We start from the raw sequence: 24769 nt of genomic DNA, 5'->3' as shown, positions 1-24769 counted from the left end.
TATAGACTTCACCTTAAAATTAAAGGAGGCGTTTCCCATGGACGACTTAGACAAACAAATTTTGCTTATCTTGCAGGAGCAAGGGCGCATTTCGATGACGGATCTGGGTAAAACCGTCTCCCTATCGCAGCCTGCCGTCACGGAGCGGGTGCGTCGCATGGAAGAGAAGGGGATCATCGACCATTATCGCGCTGTAGTTCTCCCGGAGAAAATCAACAAGCCAATTTCTGCGTTCGTTCTGTTCTATACCAAAGGATGTGACCGATTCGTGGAATACTGCCGGGAAATGAGCGATGTTGTTGAGCTGCACCGCATCAGCGGACACCAGTATAACTTTCTCGTTAAACTGGTCACCGAATCGCTTCAAACATTGGAGGAAGCATTAAACAAACTCGGCGCGTTCGGCGATTCAACGACACTGATCGTGTTATCCTCACCGCTCCTACAGGAACCGTTGATTCCTTGAAGCGAACGTTGCTAAAGCGGTCGCAAATAAAGAAGAGCCTGGCGATTATCCGCCAGGCTCTTTCGATTCTACCCAATAATGACTTGTTCCACTTCAAGCTCATACCCTTCCGGCTTCACTAGTTGAAGCTCGATATGAGACGGTGCAACAACGCGAAGCTGCATCACTTTCGTTTGCTCATCGAGCTTCCAAGATACGGCGATGCTGCCGCTGCCCGGGAGCGGAACCGAGCCGCGTGCCCAAGTCAAGCCAACCGGCTTCGGTGCGACTTCAACCTTCGTCCAACCCGGTGTCAGCCCGCGTACTCCAAGCACTTCGGCGCCGAGGAAGTAGACCGGACCTGCGGACCAAGCGTGACAATGGCTGCGCGTAAGCATCTTGGAGTTAATCGTAATATTACCGGTCGCATACACTTCCCATACGGAAGTGGCGCCTTGGTCTACCATTACACCATATTGCTCTAGAATGTCGTTAGCCATAGTGTCTTGTAGTCCAAGCTTAGCCAGCGCTTCATGGTAGAAGAAGGACATGAACGGGCTGCCAATTTGGACGAAAGAAACAGGCGGCTCCACGATATAACGCTTCAGTACTTCCAGGCGTTCTTCTGTTGTAATGTCGCACAAGCAAGCGACTACCTGTGTTTGCATGCTGGTTGTGGACGAAGGACGACCATCCACATGAATGCAATCCAGATAAGCCTGACGCTCCTCATCCCACAGTACGTCATTTATGGCATCACGGATTTGCACGGCACGCTCGCGGAATCCTGCTCCGATTTGCTCGTCACCGGCGGCATTAGCCAGCTGCGCAGCATCGCGGAGCGCCTTGACGAGGAACATATTTTGCGGTGTTACGATGCCTTCGCCCGGCTGCTCAAAGGCTGCCCAATCAAGCAGGTTCCAGCCACTAATATTCAGCAGACCGCGCTCGTCGAGCTTCTGCAAGTAATGCTCAAGCGTAAAGCGAACATGCGGCCACATATCACGCGCGAAGGTTTCGTTGCCTGTGTATTGGTAATGCTCAAGGCAAGCCGATACCCAGAATAGCGTCCAGTTCGGAATGACGCTGCTCCAGCCGCTTGGCACCTGATCGCCATAGAGAGGTGATTGAAAGGCGGAACCCGGTACAAGACGCAAACAGCGTTCCACAATTTCCGCTGAACCAAATGCATAATAGTTAATCAGTGAGGCATTACGGGCATCGCCAACCCAATAGGTTTGCTCGAACGCCGGGCAATCCACGAACGTATCCTCCATGCAAAGCCGTGTTGTATCACGGCTGATCCGCCAAATTTCATTCAGCTTCGCATTGCTGGATTGGAACGTACCGACATTGGCGACAGGGAAATTACTTTGGATCATCTTCACTTCAACCAGCTTCGCCGGCCGTGTTGCACCGCGTACCGTTACGGCAAGATACCGCAGGCCGCGGCGAACGACGGAGACATAGGATTGTCTGCCTTCACGGCAAGTATAACGGAATGTATTGTCGAGCTCATACGTATATTGACGCCAGCCGTCTCGCATATATTCAAAGCCGTAGCCATCCACGATGGTTCCTTCAGCGGCATCGATCGTAAACGCAACATAGCCGGTCAGCTCACGTCCAAAATCAATCAAGATTTCAGTATCCAGTTCGGCATGCAAGGGAACGATGCCCGCATCCGAGCCTGCCAGCACGGCATGCTGCAACTGAACCGGAACCGGCTGCGGCAGATCGACGACACGCCAAGCGGTTTGGGTGTAGACGTCAGTAAAATGAACCAGCTGCGACGGAATGGGACGAATCCACTCGGCGAATTCGCTCAGCTGCTCTACAGAATCGATTTGCTTCACCGCATCATAGAGCGGCTGCTCCTTCTTCATCGAAACACCCGGTTGATGGTCAATATGCTCTGCCGAATCGAAAGCTCCGATCTGAGCAAAAGGGACCGTACTCACTTGACCATGCTCAGCAATTGGGGAACGAAGCTCAAACGGACCATTGCAATGAAAGCCAAGGTGATAGCCATGTCCGTGCAAGCAGCAGGATAGATCGAACAGGATGAAATGCTCGCCTGCCGTCAATTGAAGCTCTAGGAACATATTTGGTCGCTCGCCGGAGAAGTCGTCATCGCTATACCACTTGCCGCCAAGGCGAACGCGGAATGGAACTCTTCCTCCATCCACCGTACCTATTGTAAAAGCACCTGCTTCCGGAAGTGTGAGCACAGTAGCCATAAGCCCAATAAACGAAATCGGATTCGCGTGATTCACGCTATCCGGAACAAGCATCGTGCGAACGTCGAAAACCGCGCTCCAAGCAACAGGCCGTACGAACGACATCTCTTCCACTCGCGCCGGATAGATCGGCTCTTCGGTTAGATAAGGAATCGACCGTGGCACAAGGCTTGTCCAAGGTGCCATGCCAACGCTGCCAATGACTGTTGCTTGCTCCCACGCAGCATCGTCAAACTGTGTTTCCATCCAAGCATCATCCCAGTTGCGCGCATCATAACGATCGGTGAACGGCAATTGGCAGGAAATACGAGACGAGGTCGCATCATATGCGGTGTGTATAGCAGTTGACCAAGATTCGTCGGTACAAAGCAAGGCAGTGCCATCTGTATCCTCGACTTGCAGCAGCAGTCCGCCTCTGCCTCTCAGATATTGAAAGGTAGAGATGCCGGAATGCAGCACCAATACCGCGATTGTATTCATAGCGCCACTTTGCAGCAAATGGCCAATCTCATATTCATCATAAGCAAGCTCAAACGGCCAAGAGCGGACCGGTCCGCGGCCAACCTGCGTGCCATTCACATAGAGAACGTAGCGGGAATCCGCTGTTAGCTTCAGCTTCGTTTCGCTGGAGCCCGTTTGCTCGAGCTGAAAGGTTTTACGGAAACAGCGCCATTCATTGCGAGGACTTTCCTCGCCGCTTCCCCAAATCCATGATGCTTGCCACATAATCAATTGCCTCCTCTATCGTCATCTTCCCCCTCATTGTAAACGATTACTAGCCGGCTGAAAGGGTTCATTTCGGACATTTATATAGGGCGATTCGGACATGCCCGGAATCAATTATTGGCAGCAGCAGCCGTCAAGCAGAGCATGACAGCCAGAATCCCCTTTATCTGGGCAGAAAGACCGATTATACGGCGGAATTCAAGCAAGAATCTAGCAGAAGAGGTTATTTGGCCCAGAGCGGAAGGTTAAAGCGCTTACCTCAATCGGCTGCTATGTTACAATGACAGCAATTGGATGCAGCTTAGTCGGAGGTGGCCCCGTACAGATGAAGGCAAGTTTGGGATTGAGATGGAGTGCATGGAAAGGCAGCCCGGTTCCGAAGGATCGAGAGCTTGGAAGAGAAGCGTTGATTGCGTTAATCATCCACGGCTGCTTTCAATTCGGAGCTTCGATGTCGGGGCTGTTTCTGAACTTGTATTTGTGGCGGCTCACTCATGATTTGGCCGTAAACGGTTTCTATAATATGATCGTGTTCTTATTCACGCCGATTGCGTTCGCGCTGGGTGGTTGGATCACGAAACGCAAAGACCGGATGGTCACGTATCGCCTGGGCATTCTATCGATTGCGATCTTCTACTTGCTCGTTGTTATTTCACAAGAAAATGTTGCTACATGGTATGTGCTCTTTGCTATTTTTCACGGAATGGCTGCCGGCCTGTACTGGACCGGTTATCTTGTTCTTATGTATGATGTTTCGACGGAGAACAACCGCGTTCGATTTCTAGCCATTAATATGGTTGTCTTTAACCTAGCGGGACTGCTTGGACCTGCGCTCGCCGGCTTTATCATCCAGTTTAACGAAGGTTTACGCGGTTATATCATTACGTTTATGATTGCTTTTATCATGTTTTTGGTGGCTTCGGTCATCAGCTTTCGAATCCCGACGATGACGTCACATCACCGCGTCTATCATTTGAACCTAATGGGCCTCGTCATGAGGAAAAACGCGCAATGGGTCAAGGGCCTGCTGGCGTTTTTTGTTCTGGGCTTATTTCAAGGCATTATGCTGTTTCTGCCGAACATTCTGCTCTATCAAACCGTCGGAAGGGAGGACTTTGTCGGCTACTTAGGTGTATGCTTCTCCGCACTAACCGTCGCAACAGGGTATGTCATTTCGCGTAAAGCGAAGAGGGAGCAGGTGCGCAAGCATGTACTGTATTCCACGAGCGGGATTTTAATTGGCGCGGTATTCCTTCTCTATGACGTGACTGCTTGGACAGTCGTCTTCTATATGGTCGCCTTCTCGATTTGCAATCCGCTCGCAGTGAACACGTTAACCTCCTATTATTACAGGCTCATTGGCAAACTGCCTCTAAAAGGACAGCTCAAGGTTGAATCGGTTGTCATGCGGGAAGTGTTTCTGAATGCGGGTCGGGTTATTTCGATTACGCTGCTGCTTTTTGTTTCGAAAGATTTGGAATCGATTTGGCTACCTGTCGTCGTTGCAGGGACGGCTGCGATGCAATATTTAATGTTCTGGTTAATGAAGGACTAGACTCCGTAGTTATAGAAGAAGTAGGACGCACCATCATATTGAAGGAGGCTGAATATGAATCGAACCGCAGAGTGGATCAAAGCCGGCCCAGTTCAAGAATTGAAGGAGAAAGGTTCGGCTGTCATAAAAGGCGGTATTGCCGTCTTCGTGCATGAGGAAGGCATCTTCGCCGTCGATAACCGCTGCCCGCATCTCGGATTTCCGCTTCATATGGGAAGCTTGTGCGATGGCATCTTAACCTGTCACTGGCATCATGCCCGTTTTGACGTATGCAGCGGCGGAACGCTCGATCCTTGGGCGGATGATGTGCCTTCATACGAGGTTAGGGTTGAAGAAGAGACCGTGTGGGTGAATCCGCAGCCAAAGATCGCCAATCATATTCAGAAGTATAAGGATCGCCTCATGGAAGGCTTGGAGCAAAATATCAGTATTGTGATCGCGAAAGCAGTCGTTGGTCTGGTGGAAGCGAATGTGCCGGATGCCGAGATTGCCGGTGTAGGCATCGCCTTCGGTACTCGCAGCGGAAGCGGCTGGAATTCGGGATTGACGATTCTAACGGCAATGGTCCGCGTGATCCCGAAGCTGGATAAGACGGGGCGTATTCTGGCGCTCTATCAGGGCTTGGTACATGTGGCGCGGGGCAGTTCGGGCCGAGGCATTCATTACTTACTAGGCGCATTGCCAAGTGCAGACGTTTCCTTCGAGCGGCTTGCGGGCTGGTATCGTAATTGCATCGAGGTTCGAGATACGCAGGGCGCCGAGAAGCTGGTAATCACAGCTATTGAGAAAGGAATGAGCCCGGAGCAATTGGCTGATATGATGCTGATTGCAGCAACGGATCATTTCTATTTGGACGGCGGGCATGTGTTTGATTTTCACAATAAAGCGTTCGAGGCGCTTGAGCTTGTTGGCGCTTATCAATCTAAACAGGTGCTCACCTCGCTGCTGCATATGATGGGGAATCCATCAAGAAGCGAAGAGCAGCATCACTGGCAAGCGCCGATCAATCTCGTTGAGCCGATTCAAGAGGCCGTTAAAGTGTTGGCGGAGGCACGGGTTGCAGGCACAGAAGTGGCTGCCATCGATGAAGAGGCGGTGCTGCAGCAATTGCTAAGCGAAGAACCGCTTGAAACGATTGCGCTGCTGAAGGATTTGTTCTTGGCAGGCGCAGCACCGGCGCAGCTAGCGCAGTTGGTCGCGCTTGCCTCTGCCGAGCGCGTAGTTCGCTTCCATACGCAGAACGATCACCGCGATTGGGTTGCAGTGCTCCATACCTTCACGTATGCACATGCACTTCATGAACGCTTATTGCGGTCAGAGGAACCTTTGCTGGTGCGAGCTATTTTCCATGGTGCAATGAGCGTGTACTTGGATCGATTCTTGAATGTGCCGTCGGCGAAGAGGCCGAAAGCTGCTCCGGGCGATGTGAATGCTGCGACGAATACGGCAGAGCTGCTTCAACTGCTCGATCAGCGACAGCAGGTAGAACAGGCGGCGAAATGGGTCTTCGACTACGTGAAGAGCGGCGGTGAGATGGACGCGCTGCTGAATACGCTCGGTCATGCGCTGCTGCGTGAAGATGCGGAGTTCCATACGTTCCAGATGGTGGAGGCTGCTTTTGCCGAGTATGAGCGTTGGTGTTTAAGGACAGATGCATTTGCGGTGCGGGCACAAGAGACGATGCTGCTCGCTTGCACAAGGTACCTGGCAGCACATGCGCCGACGGCGCGCGAGCTTCCGCATACCGCACAAATTGCTTGGCGTCTGCATAAGGGCGAACGGTTGTTTGAAGAGTAAATTTTAATCGTGTGAGAGGGGATTAAGAAGATGAGTGCAAATTCGAATACGGCATTACTGGTCATTGATGTTCAATCGGCGATGTTCGCGGAGTCCTATCCTGTTTATAATGGCGAGGCATTGCTGGAGCGGATCAACGGTTTGCTGGCGAAAGCGCGGGCTGCCGGCGTTCCGGTCATCTATGTCCAACATAATGAAGGGGAAGGCGAAGAGCTGGAAACAGGTTCCCCGAACTGGGAAATTCACGCCGCGATTGCTCCGGCAGGCGATGAGCCGCGCATCCAGAAGTATAAGCCGGATTCATTCCATGAAACGGAGCTTCAGCAAGTATTGGCGGAGCGAGGCGTTGGCAAGCTCGTCATCGCGGGTCTTCAGACAGACATGTGCGTGAATGCGACGACGACGAGAGCTTCGGAGCTTGGTTATGAGATCATCGTGGCCGGAGATGCTCATAGTACGTGGGGATCCGGCGGTCTCACCGCAGAGGAAATCATTGCAGAACATAACGCGCGTTTTTCCTCTTTTGCCCGAATCAGCCCTTCGGCAGACATCGAGTTTAAATAAAAAAAGGGCGGTCGTCACTTCACTGAAGTGTCGAACCGCCTGTTATTCCACCATCTGTGCAACCATCCGCGTTCCTTATTCGCTTGCTCCGCTTCTGTCTGTACGTCTGCTTCCTCCACGGTATTAATCAGTAATCCTCTGCGAAGGTTTTGCTCCAATTCCGCCTGTTGGTATTGCCCGAGCTTCTCAATCGTGTACGTGTTTGTGTGTTGTAACATGTTGTTTTCCTCCTCTCGTTTATAGTTCAATTATGCGCTCGCTAAAAGGGGATAAAAAGAGTAGAATCTTCATAAAACACTTCCCCTTTTACCAGGGTACTGGAGGGATGATGGCATGCAAATGGCCGCTGCCGAACGTTATTTGGATTTATATGGCCGGTTCGCTGATGGGATCGCGGCGACTGGATCACCTGTTGAAGTTTCACTTGATGAGCTTGCGCAAGTGCTGTATTGCACAACCCGTAACGTCAAGCTCGTACTGCGCAAAATGGAAGAGGAAAGCTGGATTCGCTGGCTGCCTGGGCGAGGCAGAGGCAATCGCTCGCAGCTGGTCTTTCTGCTGGAACGCGATTCGATGCTGCTTGAGCTCGCGCAGCGGATGGCGCAGCGAGGTGAGTATAAGCCTGCGTTCGAGCTGATCCATACCCATGGGAAAGGCTCGCCGGTGAAGGATCGGTTCTCGGAATGGCTGGAGCTTCATTTTGGCTACCGGACGGAAGTGCTGGATGGCAAACGCAGTGTGGATACGCTGCGGCTTCCCGTGCAAACCCCGATTGTGACGCTGGATCCGGGTGATGTGCTGTATGCATTCGATGCGCATATGATCAAGCAGTTGTTTAATCAGCTCGTTTATTACGATGTGGTGGCTGGACGGATCGTCCCTGCAATCGCACATGCTTGGGAGTCCAATAAGGAAGCGACCGTGTGGCAGTTTCATCTTCGCAAAGGCGTTTACTTTCATCATGGTCATGAAATGACGGCCGATGATGTGATCTTCTCGTTAGAGCGGCTGCGCTCAGGCAAGGCACACAGCTGGCTGCTCCGATCGGTGATGAAGATCGAGACTGTCGGACTGCGGACGATTCGGATCGAGCTGGAAAAGCCGAACCGTATTTTTCATCGATTCATGAGCTCCCCGGCAGCATCTATATTGCCTCGTGAGTTGGTAGAGAGCGGTGAGGAGCAGTTTTGGCGAAATCCGTCCGGTACGGGACCCTTCATGGCCGGGGAGTGGAACGAAGACCGATTCGTGCTTACCGTGAACAAAAATTATTACAATGGCAGAGCGCATTTGGACGGTGTCGTCATCGCATTCATGCCCCCGGAGCATGGCGATTCCTCGCGCAAATGCTGGGAGAAGCTCATTTGGGATCACGATCTGCAGGATCAGAAGCCGGAAGAAGATTGGGTTACGGTGGAGACGTTGTGCAAAGGCTGCACGATGCTGACTTGGAACATGGGCAAGGAAGGACCTCAGCAATCGGCCTTATTCCGCAAGGCGATTGATCTCCTGATTGACCGCCATACGATGATCCGGGAGCTGGGTGAAGACCGCATGTATGCGGCCCGCGGTTTCCGTCCCGACGATAACACGCCGCTTAGGAGCATCCGCCACGATTCCGCGCTGGCACGAGCGCTTCTACGCGAGTCAGGGTATGATGGGACGCCGATTACGCTCTATACAACAAGCTTCAATATGCGGGATGCCAAATGGATTGCAGAACGCTGCGGGGAGCACGGTGTTGTCGTACATATTGAGCAGCATGACAGTAGTGATTTTAAGAGAAGAGATGTAATCAACGAGGCGGACACCATCCTGTATGGTATCTTGTTCGCGCAGGATGAGGTGTGTGAGATTGAGTCCTATGAGCAGCATGGCAGCTTCCTCAAGGAGCATCTGCATCCGGAATTCCGGGCATGGGCGAGGGACAAAATCGATTCGGCACTAGCCTCAAAGACATCCGAAGAGCGACGACTTATTATGGGAGAAATCGAGGAGCGGCTTCGCGAGGAGGGGCATGTCGTGTTCCTGCTGCATAAGAAGACGAACACCTCTTACCATCCGGGGATTAAGGGCATCACAATGTCGTCGCTCGGGTGGATTGATTTTAAGGATGTGTGGGTGCAGAGTGCGCCGGGTTAGCGACAAGCTGGCTGGACAATCAAGCAGTCCAGTCTACATTGGCCGGAAATAGGGTAAATGGGAGAAAGTAGCGCACCAGGTAGTCTACATTGGAGAAATGGCGCCAGTAACAAGATAGCACCACTCTATCAAAGGAGAGAAACCCGATGTCGGAGGATTTCTATTGCGAAGAGGTTTTAAGCGGGCGGACGCACGTTCAGAAAGTAATAGAGACGGACAACGTGCTAGCCTATTATCACACGCGTCCATTCTATCCGGTGCACATTGTTGCGATACCGAAGAAGCATATTTCATCATTACTCACGTTAGAGCCGAGCGATGATAACCTGCTCTTAGAATTACTAGAGGTCGTGAAACAGGTGGCGGCCAGAGTGACGACAGAACACGGGGCATGCCGAGTCATCACGAACCTAGGCAAATACCAGGATTCGAAGCATCTCCATTGGCATGTCATCCATGGTGAGCCATTGCGCTGAGATTTAATTACCTGCTCGCAATCTACTTAATATGCTGTACCTCCGCGATGAGTGCATGCGTTGTCGCATGCCAACGCTAACGGTTGTGACAGTGGTTATTAGGCACCAAATGACCCTTTTTATTTTCTAACGGTTGCCAGCGAGCTTATTTGAACGTTTTCCACTAGGAATCGACCAATATGCTGCAAATAGCCTCTCTCACAACCGTTAAATTTTCAAACAGGCTTATTTGCTTGAAATAGCAACGCTGACAACCGTTACACTATTATTCATGATGTTTAGACAAAAAAAGTGGCCGTCCGAGAAAGTCTCGGGCAGCCTTTTTATTAGTTCAGCGGGAGCCGTGAAGGTCATCCAGCTCGGGCAGCAGCGTTACGCTCTCCTGTTCGTTCGGATCGGTACGGGCGATGACCGCCGTGCAGACCTCCGTATCCGAAAGGTTATAGGGCAGATGCGGCACGCCAGCCGGTATGTACATAAAGTCCCCGGCTTCCACTTCCATATGATGCTCGAGCTTCTCGCCATACCACATTCCTGCATGTCCGGAGAGCACGTAAATAGCGGATTCGTGGCTCTCATGCAGATGTGCTTTGGCACGACCCCCAGGGGGAATGGTCAGCAGATGCATGCAGAGCCCGGTCGAACCGACGCTCTCAGCAGAAATTGCCTCTTGATAGTCGAACCCTTGTTTCCCCTGATAGTTTCCTTTCGTACGAATCCGCATGCACGTCCGCTTGTCATCCATTGCCGTTCACCCTTTCTTCCGGCCGATATAAAGTAAATGCGAAGCTGTGACCTTAAGCTCAAGCGGCTCGCGATCCAAACGTCCCCATTCATCAAAGCCGGAATAATAATCGATCACATTTCCCATACCGATCACCTCTTCTCCTAGCCATCATTCTCAGACAATTCATCCAGCGTCTTATTGAAGCTCGGTGCCATATAAGTCAGGAACCAATTGACCTCTTGCATGTTCAGATCTGCGAGCTTTTGCTCGGTCTGTCCCTTGGCGACGGCGAATTCGCGATTGCCGGAGGATAGCTCGGAGAGGCACTTCATGTACGCATCCAGCAGATCCGCTGCTTTCACCATTTTAAGCAGATCCTTCTCAGCATCATCATGCGCAGCTCCGATGACGAGCGGCTCGTAGGCAGCCTGCAGCGGCTCCGGCACCATGCTGAGCAGCCGCTCGGCGGCAAGCGCCTCGATTTCGCGGAAGTTCGCGAGCATCTTCGGGTTATGATGCTTAACCGGCGTTGGGATGTCGCCAGTGAATACTTCGGTGGCGTCGTGGAACAGCGCCATCGTTACGGCGCGGTCGGCGTTCAGCGAACGGCCGAACAAGTGATTGCCAATCTCGCAAAGCATATGCGAGAGAAGCGCAACATGATAGGAATGCTCTGCAACATTTTCACGAGTCGTATTGCGCATGAGGCTCCATCTCTCGATATAACGAAGCCGGTACATATAAGCGATAAATGGACTATCCATAATGGCAGGAAGCTCCTTCTACTCTAGAAATAGGAGACCATTTGCGGCTCCGAAAGCGGTATGCCCGCTCGATCAGTATATGGTATGATATACTTTGATTATATAAGGAAAGACGAATAGCGAATAGAGAGAGGAGCCATTTAGGCCTTATGCAGCATTTTGAACAAAGTGTTTATAATCTTATTGTTGAAACTTCTACGAATCTTCCGGGAGACGTCCGGAAAGTCATTCAAGCGGCACAAGAAGCGGAGGACCGCGCAACTCGCGCAGGACTGTCGCTTTCCACGATTGCAACGAACATTGAGATGGCGGAGTGCAATGTCTCCCCGATCTGTCAGGATACAGGCATGCCGACCTTTGTCGTTCATACGCCGGTTGGCGCCAACCAAATTATTATGAAACAACAGATTCGCAGTGCCATCGCACGCGCGACGAAGGACGGCAAGCTTCGCACGAACTCCGTAGATTCGCTCACCGGTTCCAACACAGGTGACAACCTCGGACCCGGCACGCCGGTCATTCACTTCGAGCAATGGGAGAAGGATGATATCGATGTGCGCTTGATCTTGAAAGGCGGCGGCTGTGAGAACAAGAACATCCAGTACAGCCTTCCGATGGAAATTCCGGGTCTTGGCAAAGCAGGACGTGATCTCGACGGTATCCGCAAATGTATCATGCACGCCATCTATCAAGCACAAGGTCAAGGCTGCAGCGCGGGCTTCATCGGAGTTGGCATCGGCGGTGACCGGACTACAGGTTATGAATTAGCGAAAACGCAATTATTCCGTCATACCGACGATACGAATACGATCCCTGAGCTTGCTCAACTGGAAGAATACGTCATGGAGAATGCCAACAAGCTTGGCATCGGTACAATGGGCTTCGGCGGCCAAGTGACATTGCTCGGCTGTAAAGTCGGCGTCATGAATCGTCTGCCGGCGAGCTACTTCGTTTCCGTTGCGTACAACTGCTGGGCTTACCGCCGTCAAGGCGTATTGCTCTCTGCAGACAGCGGTGAAATCAAATCCTGGATTTATCCGAACGGCTCTGACACACCTATGAAATCGCAGGCAGCTGATGAAGCGGCTGAAGCGGTAACGGAGAACAGTGCACGCCGTGAAGTGGTCCTGAACACGCCGCTTTCCGAAGAGGATGTGCGCAGTCTGCAAGTGGGCGACATCGTCATCATTAACGGCGAAATGCATACTGGCCGTGACGCGATTCACCACCATCTGATGGATCATGACGCGCCGATCGACTTGAATGGCTCCGTTATTTATCACTGTGGACCTGTTATGCTGAAGGATGAGAGCGGCTGGCATGTGAAAGCAGCTGGTCCGACGACAAGTATTCGCGAGGAGCCTTACCAAGGCGATATCATTAAGAAATTCGGCATCCGTGCCGTTATAGGCAAAGGCGGAATGGGACCGAAGACGCTCGCTGCGCTGCAGGAGCATGGTGCGGTTTATCTGAATGCAATCGGCGGTGCGGCACAGTACTATGCGGAATGCTTCAAGAATGTTAATGGCGTCGACTTTATGGAATTCGGTATTCCGGAGGCGATGTGGCATTTGAAGACAGAAGGCTTTGCTGCTGTCGTCACGATGGATTCCCACGGCAACAGTTTGCACGCTGAAGTAGAGAAGGACTCTTTTGCTAAGCTTGCCCAATTTAAAGAGCCTGTATTTAAATAATTACCAAAGTAGACAATAGAATGAGGGATGCGGTACGCGCAGCTTCGGACTCGCCTTCAATCGAAGGTATGAACAATGGATGTTTCTTATTATCCCTGGATCACTTATCCTGGGATTCTTTTTTTCTGCGCATCTGCAAAGGTATGTGCACGCCGTTCCTTATTGCTTTGCCTTTGTCACGTTGACGATGGCGATTGGATGCGGCCTGCATCAGCTTCGAGCAGTTTTGAAGCGGCCAGGCGTTATGATTTGGACCTTCCTGCTGGCGCATGTCCTGTCGCCTTTAGTGGCATACGGACTAGGCTATATGCTGTTCGGACCGGATTCTCCTTATGTCGTGGGACTCGTCTTATTCACCATCATCCCACTTGGAATTTCAACCGTGCTGTGGGTCGGAATGTCAGCCGGAAGTGTGCCGCTTATGCTGGCTATGGTCGTCATTGATTCGGCGCTCAGTCCGCTTGTGGTTCCAACCGGTATTCATCTGCTATTCCGTACCGACGTGGAGACGAATACAGTGGCCATGATAGGCGATCTGCTGCTACTAATTGTTGCGCCTACAATCGTTGGCGTCGCCTTGCATGAATGGTCCAAAGGGCGCATTCAGAAAGCGGTTCAGCCCTATGCGCCGCCTTTGTCCAAGCTGTGCTTCACAGCAGTCGTTATGCTGAACGCTGCGGCAATTGCCCCTTCCACGGAAGCACTGCGCGGCGATCTGCTGAAGGTCGTGCCAGCAGCCCTGGTCATGGTTGGCCTTTGTTATGCAATAGGTTATTTCGGTACAACGCATTACCGGAACCGCGAGGTTCAAGTCACCGTCTCTTATGCCACAGGTATGCGGAACATCTCGCTTGGCGTCGTGCTTGCTATGGGCTATTTTAGCCCGCTGGCCGCCGTCCCGGTTGTGCTGTCGATTCTGATTCAGCAGCCGCTGGCCACACTGCACCACTATGTTTTACAAAAACTTAACAATCGCAGTGCTGGCGCAGGCGGCTGAGAACAAGGTACGATGGATGGTACATGGAGCAACCTGGCATGGAGGTAGGATGAGATGAACAGCTTTCGCGTGCGGCTGACGATGATTCTAATCGGTATGATTGGACTTGCCGTTCTGGCTGCCGGTTTATTTATGGGCAAGACATATAGGGATAATCATCTGGATGCGCTGCAGGATAATATGGTGCGTGAAATGAAGATTATTCTCGACCAAATGGATTGGCAAAGCGGGGAGCCGGCGTCGGTTTACAGCTATTACACCAGCCAAGCTAAGCGGCTTAAACAGATTACGGATACACGTATTACATTCATTCGCGGTGATGGAACCGTGCTTGGCGATTCCGATCATGATCCGCAAACGATGGACAACCATCTGGGGCGAGAAGAAGTGATTGAGGCTAAGAAGGATGGCGTAGGACGTACAACGCGTTACAGCGACACCATTGATGAGAATTTGCTTTATGTAGCAATTCTCGTGCAACCGAAGGATCCGAATTCGGACATTATCCGGATGGCGCTCAGCTTAGAGAAGGTGGACGAGAGTGTAAGAAGCATATGGATGGCACTTGTGTTGGGGCTGCTCATTCTGTTTATAGCAGCTGCACTCATCAGCTACCGTATTGCGCTCGGATTAACGCGTCCGCTTGAACAGATTACTCGTGTCGCGAAGCGGATTAAGAGCCTGGATTATCGCGCACGTGTTCATGTGAAGCGGGGCGACGAAATCGGAGAGCTTGGCCTTGCCATTAATGCGATGGCGGACTCGCTTCAAGTACAAATGACGCGCATTCATCAGAACGAGAGCCAATTGGCAAGCGTATTGGATAACATGATCAGTGGCGTTGTTATGATCGATGCCAGCGGGCATATTGTGCTGCTGAATCGGCGCGCAGAGGAAGTACTTGGCTTCTCGGTGCGCGAGTTAGTCGGTCATCATTTCACGGTGGCCAAACAGCAATATGAGCTGTCTCAAATTATTCAAGAGGGCATTGAACGCAAAGAGCATCTGCGCGAAGAGGTGACCTTCTACTACCCGGAGGAGCGGCTGCTTGATCTCAATCTGGTGCCGATCTTCGAAGATGATGAATCCTTCGGAGGCGTGCTGCTTGTGCTGCAAGATGTGACGGCGATTCGCAGGCTGGAACGGATGCGCAGCGAGTTCGTTGCGAACGTGTCCCATGAGCTGAAGACACCGATTACGGCTGTAAAAGGGTTCGCGGAGACGCTGCTTGGCGGCGCCGTAGATGATCCTGAGACAGCACGTTCATTCTTGCAAATCATTTATGACGAGAGTGACCGCTTGAACCGGCTTATCGGCGATATCTTGGAACTGTCCAAGATTGAGTCGCGCCGAGTACCGCTGCAATTCTCTCCGATCGAGCTGGCGTCATTCGTGGAGAAGACGGTTGAACTCATGCGTGCAGAAGGCTTGCAGAAACAAATCAGGTTATCCTATAAAGCAGAGCGGGATGTATACGTCGAGGCGGATGAGGATCGATTGCGCCAAATCATTATGAATCTGCTCTCGAACGGAATTAACTACACGCCTGAAGGCGGCAGCGTTTCTATCGTTGTTGAGCCGGTTGGCGGCGAGAATTACGAATCCGTACGCATTCACATATCCGACACAGGAATTGGTATTCCAAAGAAAGATCTGCCGCGAATATTCGAGCGTTTCTACCGAGTGGATAAGGCCAGATCCCGCAGTTCAGGCGGAACAGGGCTGGGCTTGTCGATCGTGAAACACCTCGTTGAATTGCACAAAGGAACGATCTCGGTAGAGAGCCGAGTGGGCAGCGGTTCTACCTTTACGATTGAGCTGCCAGTCCTACAATAGCAGCAGACCAGTAATTGGGGTTTCCCCTTCCTCTGAACAATGCTATCATGGTTATGAAAGAAGAACGAGTTACCATGCCGATTATTAGCAGCGGCATGCGTGGAAGCCAGGGGGTCAACATGTCGCAGAAAGTGTTGGTCATTGAGGATGAGCCGACGTTAGCCAGATTACTCTCGTATAACCTGTCACAAGAAGGTTATGATACGACAGTCATTGATCATGGTGCGGAGGGCTTGCAAGTTGCTTTGCAGCGCGCATTTGATCTTATTATTCTAGATATCATGCTGCCAGGCATGAACGGTTTCGAGATCTTATCTCGCTTGCGGCAGAGCGGCAACCGTACGCCGGTTATCGTGCTGACGGCCCGCAATGCGGAGGAAGAAGTTGTACAAGGTCTTAAGCGAGGCGCCGATGACTATATGACCAAGCCGTTTGGCGTGGCTGAGCTTCTTGCGCGCGTATCTGCGGTGCTTCGCAGAACCGGTCAAGACGACGGTAAGTTGACGGAGTCCACGGACAAAGTCATTACGGCTGGTGATTTATCGATTTATCCGGAACGGTACGAGGTCATCCTGAATGGTGAAACTGTACCGCTCAGGCCGAAGGAATTCGAGGTGCTGCTCTATCTTGTTCAACGTCCAGGCGTTGTCGTTACTCGCGATGATCTTATGAATGTCGTATGGGGCTTCGACTATTTCGGCGGACAACGAACGGTAGACGTACATGTCAGCTCGTTGCGTAAGAAATTGGAGCTGGGCCAGCAATCGGTTGAAATTGAATCCATTCGCGGCGTCGGCTATAAGCTGGTTATGCCGAAGAAACTAGGTTCACCTAAATAAGGTGAACTTTTTTTTGTCCTACTTTTGACTGGAAATAATGGTAAAATCACCTTAGATACAAATGGAGGTGTTTATAGAATGGTTGCTTACGGTTGGTGCAGAGGGATCGAGGATGCGGAGCTGCTTCACACATACGGGTTTGATTACATCGAGTGTCCTCTGTCTGCCCTGCAGCTGGAGAACGATGCTTCGCATCAAGAGGTGCTGCCTGCTTACCTGAACAGCGCGCTGCCTGTCTATGCATTTAATCTGTTTTTTCCCGGAGATATTAAAGTCGTTGGTCCGGATGTGGAACCGGAGCGCATTCGGCGTTATCTGTTCCGCGCAGCGAAAGCGATGAATCAAATCGGGTCGAAGATCGCCGTTCTTGGAAGCGGGAGAGCACGCAACATACCGGATGAATGGGAGCGTAATCGGGCGGAGGACCAGCTGCTCACGCTGCTTAGCTGGATTTCAGAGGAGTTTACGGGCAGCGGCGTAACGCTGGCTATTGAACCGCTGAACAAGAAAGAGACCAATCTGATTGGTTCCGTGGCTGAAGCAGTTCATTTTGCGAAACAAATTAATCATCATTCGATTCGGGTGCTGGCTGATTTCTATCATATGGATGAGGATAGCGAAGCGCTGGACACGTTGACTGTACATAAGGACTGGCTTGCGCATATCCACATCGCAGATACGGGCAGACTGTCGCCTGGAACCGGGCAATATCCATATGCGGATTTTGCCGCGCAGTTGACAGCAGCTGGCTATAAGGGCGGGATCTCCGCTGAATGCAGCCTTCAGCGACTAGACGTAGAATTACCGGCTAGTCTGACATTCATGAAACAACAATTCCATCAGCTCGGCTAATTCGCCTGGCCTACAGTCAATAACTACTAGGCGCGGTTCCACTCCAGCATCTTCTTCTGGAATTGTTTTGGCGAGCAGTCATTATATTTCTTAAACATTTTATAGAAATGGGCCATGTTCGGCATGCCGATCCGGTCGCCCACCTCAGAGACGCTTAGGTCCTTTGTGAGCAGAATACGCTCGGCCCATTTGATCTTGCGATAGTTCACATACTCTGTGAAGGACATCCCGATCGCCTTCTTAAAGAACTTAACAAAATAATAGTAGCTCATGTTGGCGAGCTTCGATACTTCTTCGACCTGGATGCGGTCGGTCAGATGTTCTTCCACAAAGTCGATCACGCCTCTGAGACGAGCCCGATCAAAGTCATCATGATCAGCAAGCACTTTCCTGGAATCACCTCTGATCAGCAGAAGGAGCAGCTTCTTTATGTACATGCTGACGGCGAGCTCATACCCGCTTTGCTTTGTCGTGACTTCCTGCAGAATGCCGCGGATACATTCCGACGCCTCTGCTCGTGTGGATTCATTTTCTTGGAAAATATAATTAGCCCGGCTGAGCGGGTTCTTGGTCTCAGAGAAGAATCGCATATAGGGCATGGAGCTTTGGTCGATAAATTGCTCCAGATCAAACTGCAGAACGATATAATTCAGCGGGCTGCTCATGCTGCGATCACGATGAAGCTGCCTTGCACCGATCAGTGCGATGTCGCCCGTTTGTAGTTTTATGCATTCATCTTCAATATTTACATCGAGCTCACCAGTGATTACAAGCAGCAATTCGATTTCTCGATGATAATGCCAATTGATAAACAGATCGTTATTCCGCTGGGATTGAAACACTTTTATAGAGAGCAGCGGGTTCTCGTAAACGACCTTTTCATTGTAAAATTCCACGGTACCATCCCTTCAATAACAAAATCACATAAAACCAGACCTATATAGCGCCTATATTTTTGAGGACATGTTGTCTATACTGTAGTCAATGTGTGTCTCTCTATCTAGCTGACACCATACTACAAATTATATCATTTCGAGGCTCATGGAGGTAGAAATTTAAAATGTCAAAAGTACGTGTAGGCATTATTGGCTGCGGCGGTATCGCCAACGGTAAACATCTCCCAAGTTTGGCCCAAGTCAAAGACGCTGAAATCGTAGCTTTCTGCGATATCATTGTTGAGAAGGCTGAACAAGCAAAAGCGAAATACGGCACTGAAGAGGCAAAAGTATATTCTGACTATAAACAACTGCTTCAAGACGCGTCGATCGACGTTATCCACGTTTGTACGCCTAACGATTCCCATGCGGTTATCTCCATCGACGCATTGGAAGCTGGCAAGCACGTGCTTTGCGAGAAGCCAATGGCTAAAACAGCTGCTGACGCTCGCAAAATGCTTGAAGTTGCACAACGTACCGGCAAAAAACTCAGCATCGGTTACAACAACCGTTACCGTGCAGACAGCCGTTACCTGAAAGAAGCTTGCGATGCAGGCGAGCTTGGCGAAATTTACTTCGCTAAAGCACATGCAATCCGTCGTCGTGCTGTTCCGACATGGGGCGTATTCTTGGATGAAGAAAAACAAGGCGGCGGCCCGCTTATCGATATCGGTACTCACGCACTTGACCTTGTATTGTGGATGATGGATAACTACAAGCCGAAAGTAGTACTTGGCCGTGCTTATCACAAGCTGTCCCAAAACGAGAACTCTGCGAATGCTTGGGGCCCATGGGATCCAAAACAATTCACAGTTGAAGATTCCGCTTTCGCTATGATCACGATGGAGAACGGTGCAACTGTTATCCTCGAATCCAGCTGGGCGCTTAACTCGCTTGAAGTCGATGAGGCTAAAGTTTCCCTCAGCGGTACAAAAGCAGGCGCTGACATGAAAGACGGACTTCGCTTCAATGGCGAGCATAACAGCCGCCTGTATGTAAACAAAGTGGAACTGAACAGCGGCGGCGTTGCTTTCTATGAAGGCGCGAGCGAAACTGCAGAAGTTCTTGAAGCAAGCATGTGGATCGATGCTGTTAAGAATGACAAAGAAACATTCGTTAAACCAGAGCAAGCGCTTGTGGTTTCCGAAATTCTTGAAGCAATCTACGAGTCTTCCCGTACGGGTAAGGCTGTATACTTCGAATAGTAGTACAAACAATGAAGCCGGGGATGGCGTTGTCATCCTCGGCTTTTATTTTAATTAACGATATTACATATATTTTATTCGTTCGACAAAATAAGTCATTCTTCTCTGTTTTTCGCTATGTACAGTTGCGTAAAAATACCTATAATGAGAATTAAATCGAACAATTAGAATAATTTTACAACTTCATACCTAAGAAAAAGGCAAACCATATGGAAACGATGGGACGCAAAGCCGTGGCCTAAGGCATTACTCACCGTAATGCTAAGGTAGACAAGGCTGCCGAGTAGATGGAATCCATCCTATTCGGATGGTTTTTTTATTGTCATTTTCCATTCTGCGTGCTAAGTCAATAAAACCGGAGGAAGGTTGGCATGGCATCCATCGCACTCGTCGCCATATCTTTTGTACTCGTATTCAGCTCTTCCTTAATCCTCTTTCATCTTTATCGGCGAATGAATACAGCCCGTTACACGACTTTCTTCTGGCTCATGAGTGCTGCCTTTGTATTTGGCATCGGGGTTTGGGCCATGCATTTTGTGGCATTGCTGGCGTATCCTTTCCCGGTCAAGGTTATGTATCATTTCAATTATGTGTTTCTCTCCATGGGCATGCTGATCGTCTTGTCTACGCTCGCGCTTCTCTTGTTTGAACGTGCTGCGCAGCGACATCGGACAGGCTTGCTCATTCTAGGCAGTTTGGTTCAGACAGGCGGCATCGTAGCGATGCACTACATTGGGATGAAAGCCATTAAAGCTCATGCGACCCTCCACTATCAGTCATCCACAGGTTTCATTTCAATCGTCGTACTGGCCGTAGTGCTGTGTCTCATATTCACAAGTCAGCATCGATTCCACAAGCTAAGCCGTATGCGGCAGTTAGTCCACGCTTTACTACTTTCCGGAGCTGTTGAATTTCTTCATTATAGCAATATGCCCCTCATGCACGGCGCCACATCGCTGGGGTCAGGCGAATCTACGGCATTATCGCAAAATCAATTTTTACTCGCAATAAGCATCAGTTTAATCGTCTCCGTCATTTGTATGTATTCTGTAGTTATCATGATGATTGACAGCCGCTTGAAGCAAAGCGAAGAACGTCTGAAACGGATGAATGAAGCCTATTCGCACATCTTGGATTCCGTGGCAGAGGGGATCTACCGATTGGACGAGCGGGGGAAGGTCATCTTTTGGAATCAAGCCGCTGTAAATTTGACGGGGTTTGAGGCTTCTGAGGTACTCGGGCGAAAAGTTGTGCTGCGGGCCATAAGGACGGATGGCGAAGAATGGGATCCCATCGAGAAGGCTACTCGCTCAGGAAGTGCTGAATATGTTGCGGACGATCTGTTCCGCCGTAAGAATGGGTCGACGTTCCCGGTGGAATATCATATCACACCGATGCAAGGCAAAGGCGAGCAAGCCGGTGTCGTCATTAACTTTACCGATCTAACGCAGCGTAAAGAGCAAGAGGCGTTTCTTGTGGAATCAGAGAAGCTGTCGATGGCAGGTCAGCTTGCTGCAGGTATCGCACATGAGATTCGAAATCCGCTCACGGCGATTAAAGGATTTATGAAGCTGTTTCAAAATGGAAAGAGCAAAATGGAGTATGTCACGATCATTACTTCTGAGGTTGTTCGGATGGAAGGCATCATCAATGAGCTGCTTTTGCTGGCGAAGCCGCAAATCAGCCGGTTTCAAGCAATCAATCTGTGTGAGCTTCTCGCTGGCGTCTACACGCTGCTGGAGTCACAGGCCATTCTGAACAATGTCCGCATTGAGCTGCAATTCTCGAAGCCCGAGCTGCTCATCTATTGCGATGAGAGTCAAATCAAACAGGTATTCATCAATCTCATCAAGAATGCGATTGAAGCAACGGAAGGCGGCGAAATTCAACTTGCCGTTGAGCAAGTCGGCAAACAGATCATGACCACAATTGCTGACAATGGCTGCGGCATTCCTCAAGAGATGCTGGACCAAGTGGGCAGACCTTTCTTTACGACAAAAGAGCAGGGAACAGGCCTTGGACTTATGATCAGCAACAAAATCATTTCCAGTCATGGCGGGACGATTTCTATTGCCAGCAAGATGGGAGAGGGCACGACGTTTCAAGTAACACTCCCTGGGGGGTATCGAAATGGTGCATAATCATATTGAAGGTAGCTACAACTGGTTCTTGGTATGTCTCTCATTTATCATTGCGCTGTTTGCTTCGTATACGGCATTGAATTTAACCAGGCATGTTCTGTTGTCCGAGGGCTGGAAGAAGCGAGGATGGCTGTTCGGCGGAGCAGTTGTCATGGGTGTTGGGATTTGGTCGATGCATTTTATCGCGATGCTCGCTTTTCACCTTCCAACCGGTGTGACCTATGATTTTGTAACCGTTATCGTTTCAATTGGCGTTTCCATTGTCGGTGCTTTTATCGGCTTTGGCATTGCCAGCCATTCCGGCAGCGGCAAGCTGAGGTTGATCGTAGGCGGCACCATCATGGGACTTGCCATCACCGGCATGCATTACATAGGCATGTATGCGTTGACGGGACTGACGATTACCTATAACCCGTATATTTTCTCGCTTTCCGTCCTTATTGCCGTGATGACATCGATTGTCGCTTTGCTGTTCTCCTTCCGCAGAAATAATCATTATTGGCTGAGCGGCTTCATCATGGGTATTGCCGTTACGGGTATGCATTATACCGGCATGTCAGCGGCTAAGATGACGATGCCTGGGCATATGCTTGATCGTATGACGGATCCGCAGGCGATGGATTTTATTGAAATGGCGATCTACGTAGCATTTGGCACCATCGTGATTATGGCAGTCAGCTTAATCAGCTCGATGAATGTGGATAAGAAGCTGTCGGAGCAAATGTCGCTCAAGGGATCCATCATGGAGTCGGCGATCGATTGCCTTATTATGTTTGATCATCAAGGAGCCATTTTTGAAATTAATCCGGCAGCGGAGAATCTCTTCGGCTATCCCCGTAGTGAGGTGATCGGCAGATCAATTGAGGAACTGCTCATGCCGCAGCTGCCTCGAGACCAGTCATCGGTAAACTGGATGCTGTGCAGCGGCGATAAGACCGTGCTCGGAACCCGGGTCGAGACGATGCTGCCGCGAATGAATCAAAGCGAGTTTCCGGTGGAAATTATCGTTACGCGTATTCGCAAAGAAAAATACCCTGTCTTTACGATGTATTTGCGTGATTTAACGGAACGTCGACTCGTTGAAGAAGCGTTGCGTGAGAGTGAGGAGCGCTATAGGAAGCTGATCGATTTCTCCCCGGAGCCGATTCTGGTTCATCATCAAGGCGTCATTTCCTTCGTGAACGAAGCGGCGCTGCGTACGTTTGGTGCCGAGCAGGATGGGTTGATCGGGAGAGGCTTTCTGGAGCTGGTTCATTCCGAATGTCTTGCTTCTGCTTCGCAGTGGCTGGAGCACGTCCAAGCCGGGGCAGCCAAAGGTGATCCCATTGAGCTGAAGATGCACAAGCTGAACGGTACGATGATCGATATTGAAGCGAAATCGATCCTGGTTCATTTTGCCGGACAAGCCTTGATTCAAACGATTGCCTGGGATATTACGGATAAGAAACGTTACGAGAATACGATCAGGCAGCTGGCTTATTACGACATGCTGACAGGACTGCCGAACCGGAACTGGTTTAACCTTTATTATCCCGAATTGCTTCAAGGCGTGAGCGTAAGAGAGCAGCATGCGGCACTTATGTTTCTCGACTTGGATCGCTTTAAGCTGATTAACGATACGATGGGTCATTTGATGGGAGATCGGCTGCTGCAGCATTTTGCGGCTATGCTGAGTGAGACGATTGGTGACAACCGAATGGTTGCTCGCTTAAGCGGGGATGAATTCGTGGCGATCCTCCAGGACTGCGACCGGGCACAGCTTGAAGCAATGGCGGAAACGCTGATTCGACGAGTGGCCGAGCCGATCCAAGTGGATGGTCAGGATATTTTCATTACTACGAGCATCGGCATTGCGATTTATCCGGAGGATGGCGAGTCACTGGAGATGCTGCTGCAGAATGCGGATACGGCGATGTATGCGGCGAAGGAGAAGGGAAAGAATCAATTCCAGTTCTTCGAATGGTCCATGAACCATTGTCAGGCGCGTCGTATGAACATCGAGCAGGCACTGCCCGCGGCAATTGAAGAGCAGGCATTCCATCTTGTCTACCAACCGATGTTTAATGCTGAACAAGGTCAGTTGATCGGCGTGGAAACGTTGGTTCGCTGGGAGCATCCGCTGCTCGGATCGGTTTCACCTTGTGAATTCATACCGGTTGCCGAGAGCACCGGTCATATTATCGTGCTTGGTGAATGGATTCTGCACATGGCCTGCATGCAGATGAAAGAATGGCATGATGCGGGACTCCCCCGAATTCCGGTTGCCGTTAATTTCTCCGTCATTCAGTTTAATCAAGATCAAATCGTGGATATGATTGTTCGCGTGCTTGGGCAAACCGGCTTGGACGCCAAGCATCTGGTGCTGGAAATTACAGAAAGCATGGCAATGCAGCATAACTATGCGATTGTCAGCAAGCTCCATGCACTCAAGCAGCTCGGCGTTTCGATCTCCATTGATGACTTTGGTACAGGCTATTCGTCACTAGGCTATCTGCGACGCTTTCCGATCGATACGCTAAAAATCGATAAATCCTTCGTGCAGGATGTTTCCGGCGCAAGCGAGGATACCGCGATCGTCGAAGCGATCATCGCGATGGCACGCAGCCTGAAGCTGCAGGTTTTGGCTGAAGGGGTGGAAACCGAGCAGCAATCTGAGCGCCTCTGCCAGCTGGGCTGTACGGATATGCAGGGCTACTGGCACAGCAGGCCGCTGTCCATTCAGCAGTTCGAGCAAACGTTTCTGAGTGCGGCCTATCTGGCACGAGCAGAAGCAGCGGCGGCGAGATGACCGCAGCTCCACGAAAGAAGCCTCCATCAGTAATAGTGATGGAGGC

General features: G+C 50.7%; 19 protein-coding genes and 1 riboswitch. Of the genes, 14 read left to right on the top strand and 5 right to left on the bottom strand.

The window, feature by feature from the left end:
- Nucleotides 1-37 precede the first annotated feature (37 nt).
- A complete protein-coding gene (locus tag AC506A_RS19645; protein WP_495462697.1) occupies nucleotides 38-466 on the top strand; it encodes an Lrp/AsnC family transcriptional regulator in 429 nt (142 codons plus the stop codon).
- Nucleotides 467-534: 68 nt separating this feature from the next.
- On the opposite strand, the gene AC506A_RS19640 is transcribed toward AC506A_RS19645, so the two are convergent.
- Nucleotides 535-3411 carry a family 78 glycoside hydrolase catalytic domain gene (locus AC506A_RS19640; protein WP_495462696.1) on the bottom strand — a complete coding sequence of 959 codons (2877 nt, stop codon included), beginning with the start codon at nucleotides 3409-3411 and terminating at the stop codon, nucleotides 535-537.
- A 325-nt stretch (nucleotides 3412-3736) separates the two neighbouring features.
- Here AC506A_RS19640 and AC506A_RS19635 point away from each other — a divergent pair, with 325 nt between their 5' ends.
- From AC506A_RS19635 to AC506A_RS19625, 3 genes are read left to right on the top strand one after another with little or no spacing between them, the layout of a single operon-like run.
- Entirely contained in the window at nucleotides 3737-4966 is a 1230-nt protein-coding gene (locus tag AC506A_RS19635; RefSeq protein WP_495462695.1) for an MFS transporter, read from the top strand.
- A gap of 54 nt (nucleotides 4967-5020) precedes the next feature.
- Nucleotides 5021-6763 carry a Rieske (2Fe-2S) protein gene (locus AC506A_RS19630; protein WP_495462694.1) on the top strand — a complete coding sequence of 581 codons (1743 nt, stop codon included), beginning with the start codon at nucleotides 5021-5023 and terminating at the stop codon, nucleotides 6761-6763.
- 30 nt (nucleotides 6764-6793) lie between these two features.
- Nucleotides 6794-7327: a cysteine hydrolase family protein gene (locus tag AC506A_RS19625; RefSeq protein ID WP_495462693.1), complete on the top strand. Its 534-nt coding sequence runs from the start codon at nucleotides 6794-6796 to the stop codon at nucleotides 7325-7327.
- Between the two features lie 14 nt (nucleotides 7328-7341).
- Here the strand turns inward: AC506A_RS19625 and AC506A_RS19620 are convergent, their stop codons facing one another.
- Nucleotides 7342-7545: a hypothetical protein gene (locus AC506A_RS19620; protein WP_495462692.1), complete on the bottom strand. Its 204-nt coding sequence runs from the start codon at nucleotides 7543-7545 to the stop codon at nucleotides 7342-7344.
- A 115-nt stretch (nucleotides 7546-7660) separates the two neighbouring features.
- Here AC506A_RS19620 and AC506A_RS19615 point away from each other — a divergent pair, with 115 nt between their 5' ends.
- Nucleotides 7661-9469 carry an SgrR family transcriptional regulator gene (locus AC506A_RS19615; protein ID WP_495462691.1) on the top strand — a complete coding sequence of 603 codons (1809 nt, stop codon included), beginning with the start codon at nucleotides 7661-7663 and terminating at the stop codon, nucleotides 9467-9469.
- 146 nt (nucleotides 9470-9615) lie between these two features.
- Nucleotides 9616-9945: an HIT domain-containing protein gene (locus AC506A_RS19610; RefSeq protein ID WP_495462690.1), complete on the top strand. Its 330-nt coding sequence runs from the start codon at nucleotides 9616-9618 to the stop codon at nucleotides 9943-9945.
- A 331-nt stretch (nucleotides 9946-10276) separates the two neighbouring features.
- Here the strand turns inward: AC506A_RS19610 and AC506A_RS19605 are convergent, their stop codons facing one another.
- Nucleotides 10277-10690, bottom strand: a complete 414-nt coding sequence (locus tag AC506A_RS19605; RefSeq protein ID WP_495462689.1) for a cupin domain-containing protein — start codon at nucleotides 10688-10690, stop codon at nucleotides 10277-10279.
- A gap of 143 nt (nucleotides 10691-10833) precedes the next feature.
- Entirely contained in the window at nucleotides 10834-11436 is a 603-nt protein-coding gene (gene yfbR, locus AC506A_RS19600) for a 5'-deoxynucleotidase (RefSeq protein WP_495462688.1), read from the bottom strand.
- A gap of 149 nt (nucleotides 11437-11585) precedes the next feature.
- On the opposite strand from yfbR, the gene AC506A_RS19595 reads away from it, so the two are divergent.
- The 5 genes from AC506A_RS19595 (at nucleotide 11586) to AC506A_RS19575 (ending at nucleotide 17654) form a co-directional block, all read left to right on the top strand.
- A complete protein-coding gene (locus tag AC506A_RS19595) occupies nucleotides 11586-13130 on the top strand; it encodes a fumarate hydratase (RefSeq protein WP_495462687.1) in 1545 nt (514 codons plus the stop codon).
- 79 nt (nucleotides 13131-13209) lie between these two features.
- Nucleotides 13210-14127, top strand: coding sequence for a bile acid:sodium symporter family protein (locus AC506A_RS19590; protein WP_495462686.1), 918 nt, complete (start codon nucleotides 13210-13212; stop codon nucleotides 14125-14127).
- A gap of 54 nt (nucleotides 14128-14181) precedes the next feature.
- Complete coding sequence (gene pnpS / locus AC506A_RS19585) at nucleotides 14182-15963, top strand: two-component system histidine kinase PnpS (protein ID WP_495462685.1); 1782 nt, start codon at nucleotides 14182-14184, stop codon at nucleotides 15961-15963.
- Between the two features lie 119 nt (nucleotides 15964-16082).
- Nucleotides 16083-16802: a response regulator transcription factor gene (locus AC506A_RS19580; protein ID WP_091213605.1), complete on the top strand. Its 720-nt coding sequence runs from the start codon at nucleotides 16083-16085 to the stop codon at nucleotides 16800-16802.
- Nucleotides 16803-16880: 78 nt separating this feature from the next.
- Nucleotides 16881-17654 carry a sugar phosphate isomerase/epimerase family protein gene (locus AC506A_RS19575; protein WP_495462684.1) on the top strand — a complete coding sequence of 258 codons (774 nt, stop codon included), beginning with the start codon at nucleotides 16881-16883 and terminating at the stop codon, nucleotides 17652-17654.
- A 26-nt stretch (nucleotides 17655-17680) separates the two neighbouring features.
- On the opposite strand, the gene AC506A_RS19570 is transcribed toward AC506A_RS19575, so the two are convergent.
- On the bottom strand, nucleotides 17681-18550 hold the full coding sequence (locus tag AC506A_RS19570) for an AraC family transcriptional regulator (protein ID WP_495462683.1): 870 nt from the start codon (nucleotides 18548-18550) through the stop codon (nucleotides 17681-17683).
- A gap of 164 nt (nucleotides 18551-18714) precedes the next feature.
- Here AC506A_RS19570 and AC506A_RS19565 point away from each other — a divergent pair, with 164 nt between their 5' ends.
- The 3 genes from AC506A_RS19565 to AC506A_RS19555 all read left to right on the top strand — a co-directional run bounded on the left by AC506A_RS19565 (nucleotide 18715) and on the right by AC506A_RS19555 (nucleotide 24723).
- Nucleotides 18715-19794, top strand: a complete 1080-nt coding sequence (locus AC506A_RS19565; protein ID WP_495462682.1) for a Gfo/Idh/MocA family protein — start codon at nucleotides 18715-18717, stop codon at nucleotides 19792-19794.
- Nucleotides 19795-19983: 189 nt separating this feature from the next.
- A riboswitch (cyclic di-GMP riboswitch) is annotated at nucleotides 19984-20078 on the top strand.
- A gap of 87 nt (nucleotides 20079-20165) precedes the next feature.
- On the top strand, nucleotides 20166-21935 hold the full coding sequence (locus AC506A_RS19560) for an ATP-binding protein (protein ID WP_495462681.1): 1770 nt from the start codon (nucleotides 20166-20168) through the stop codon (nucleotides 21933-21935).
- The gene (locus AC506A_RS19555; protein ID WP_495462680.1) at nucleotides 21925-24723 is read left to right on the top strand and encodes a bifunctional diguanylate cyclase/phosphodiesterase; all 2799 of its coding nucleotides are present in this window, start codon (nucleotides 21925-21927) and stop codon (nucleotides 24721-24723) included. The genes AC506A_RS19560 and AC506A_RS19555 overlap by 11 nt, the downstream gene beginning before the upstream one ends.
- The last annotated feature ends 46 nt before the right edge of the window (nucleotides 24724-24769 follow it).

Source organism: Paenibacillus sp. N22P23, assembly GCF_059383735.1.
This window is presented reverse-complemented; position numbering and strand designations above follow the sequence as displayed.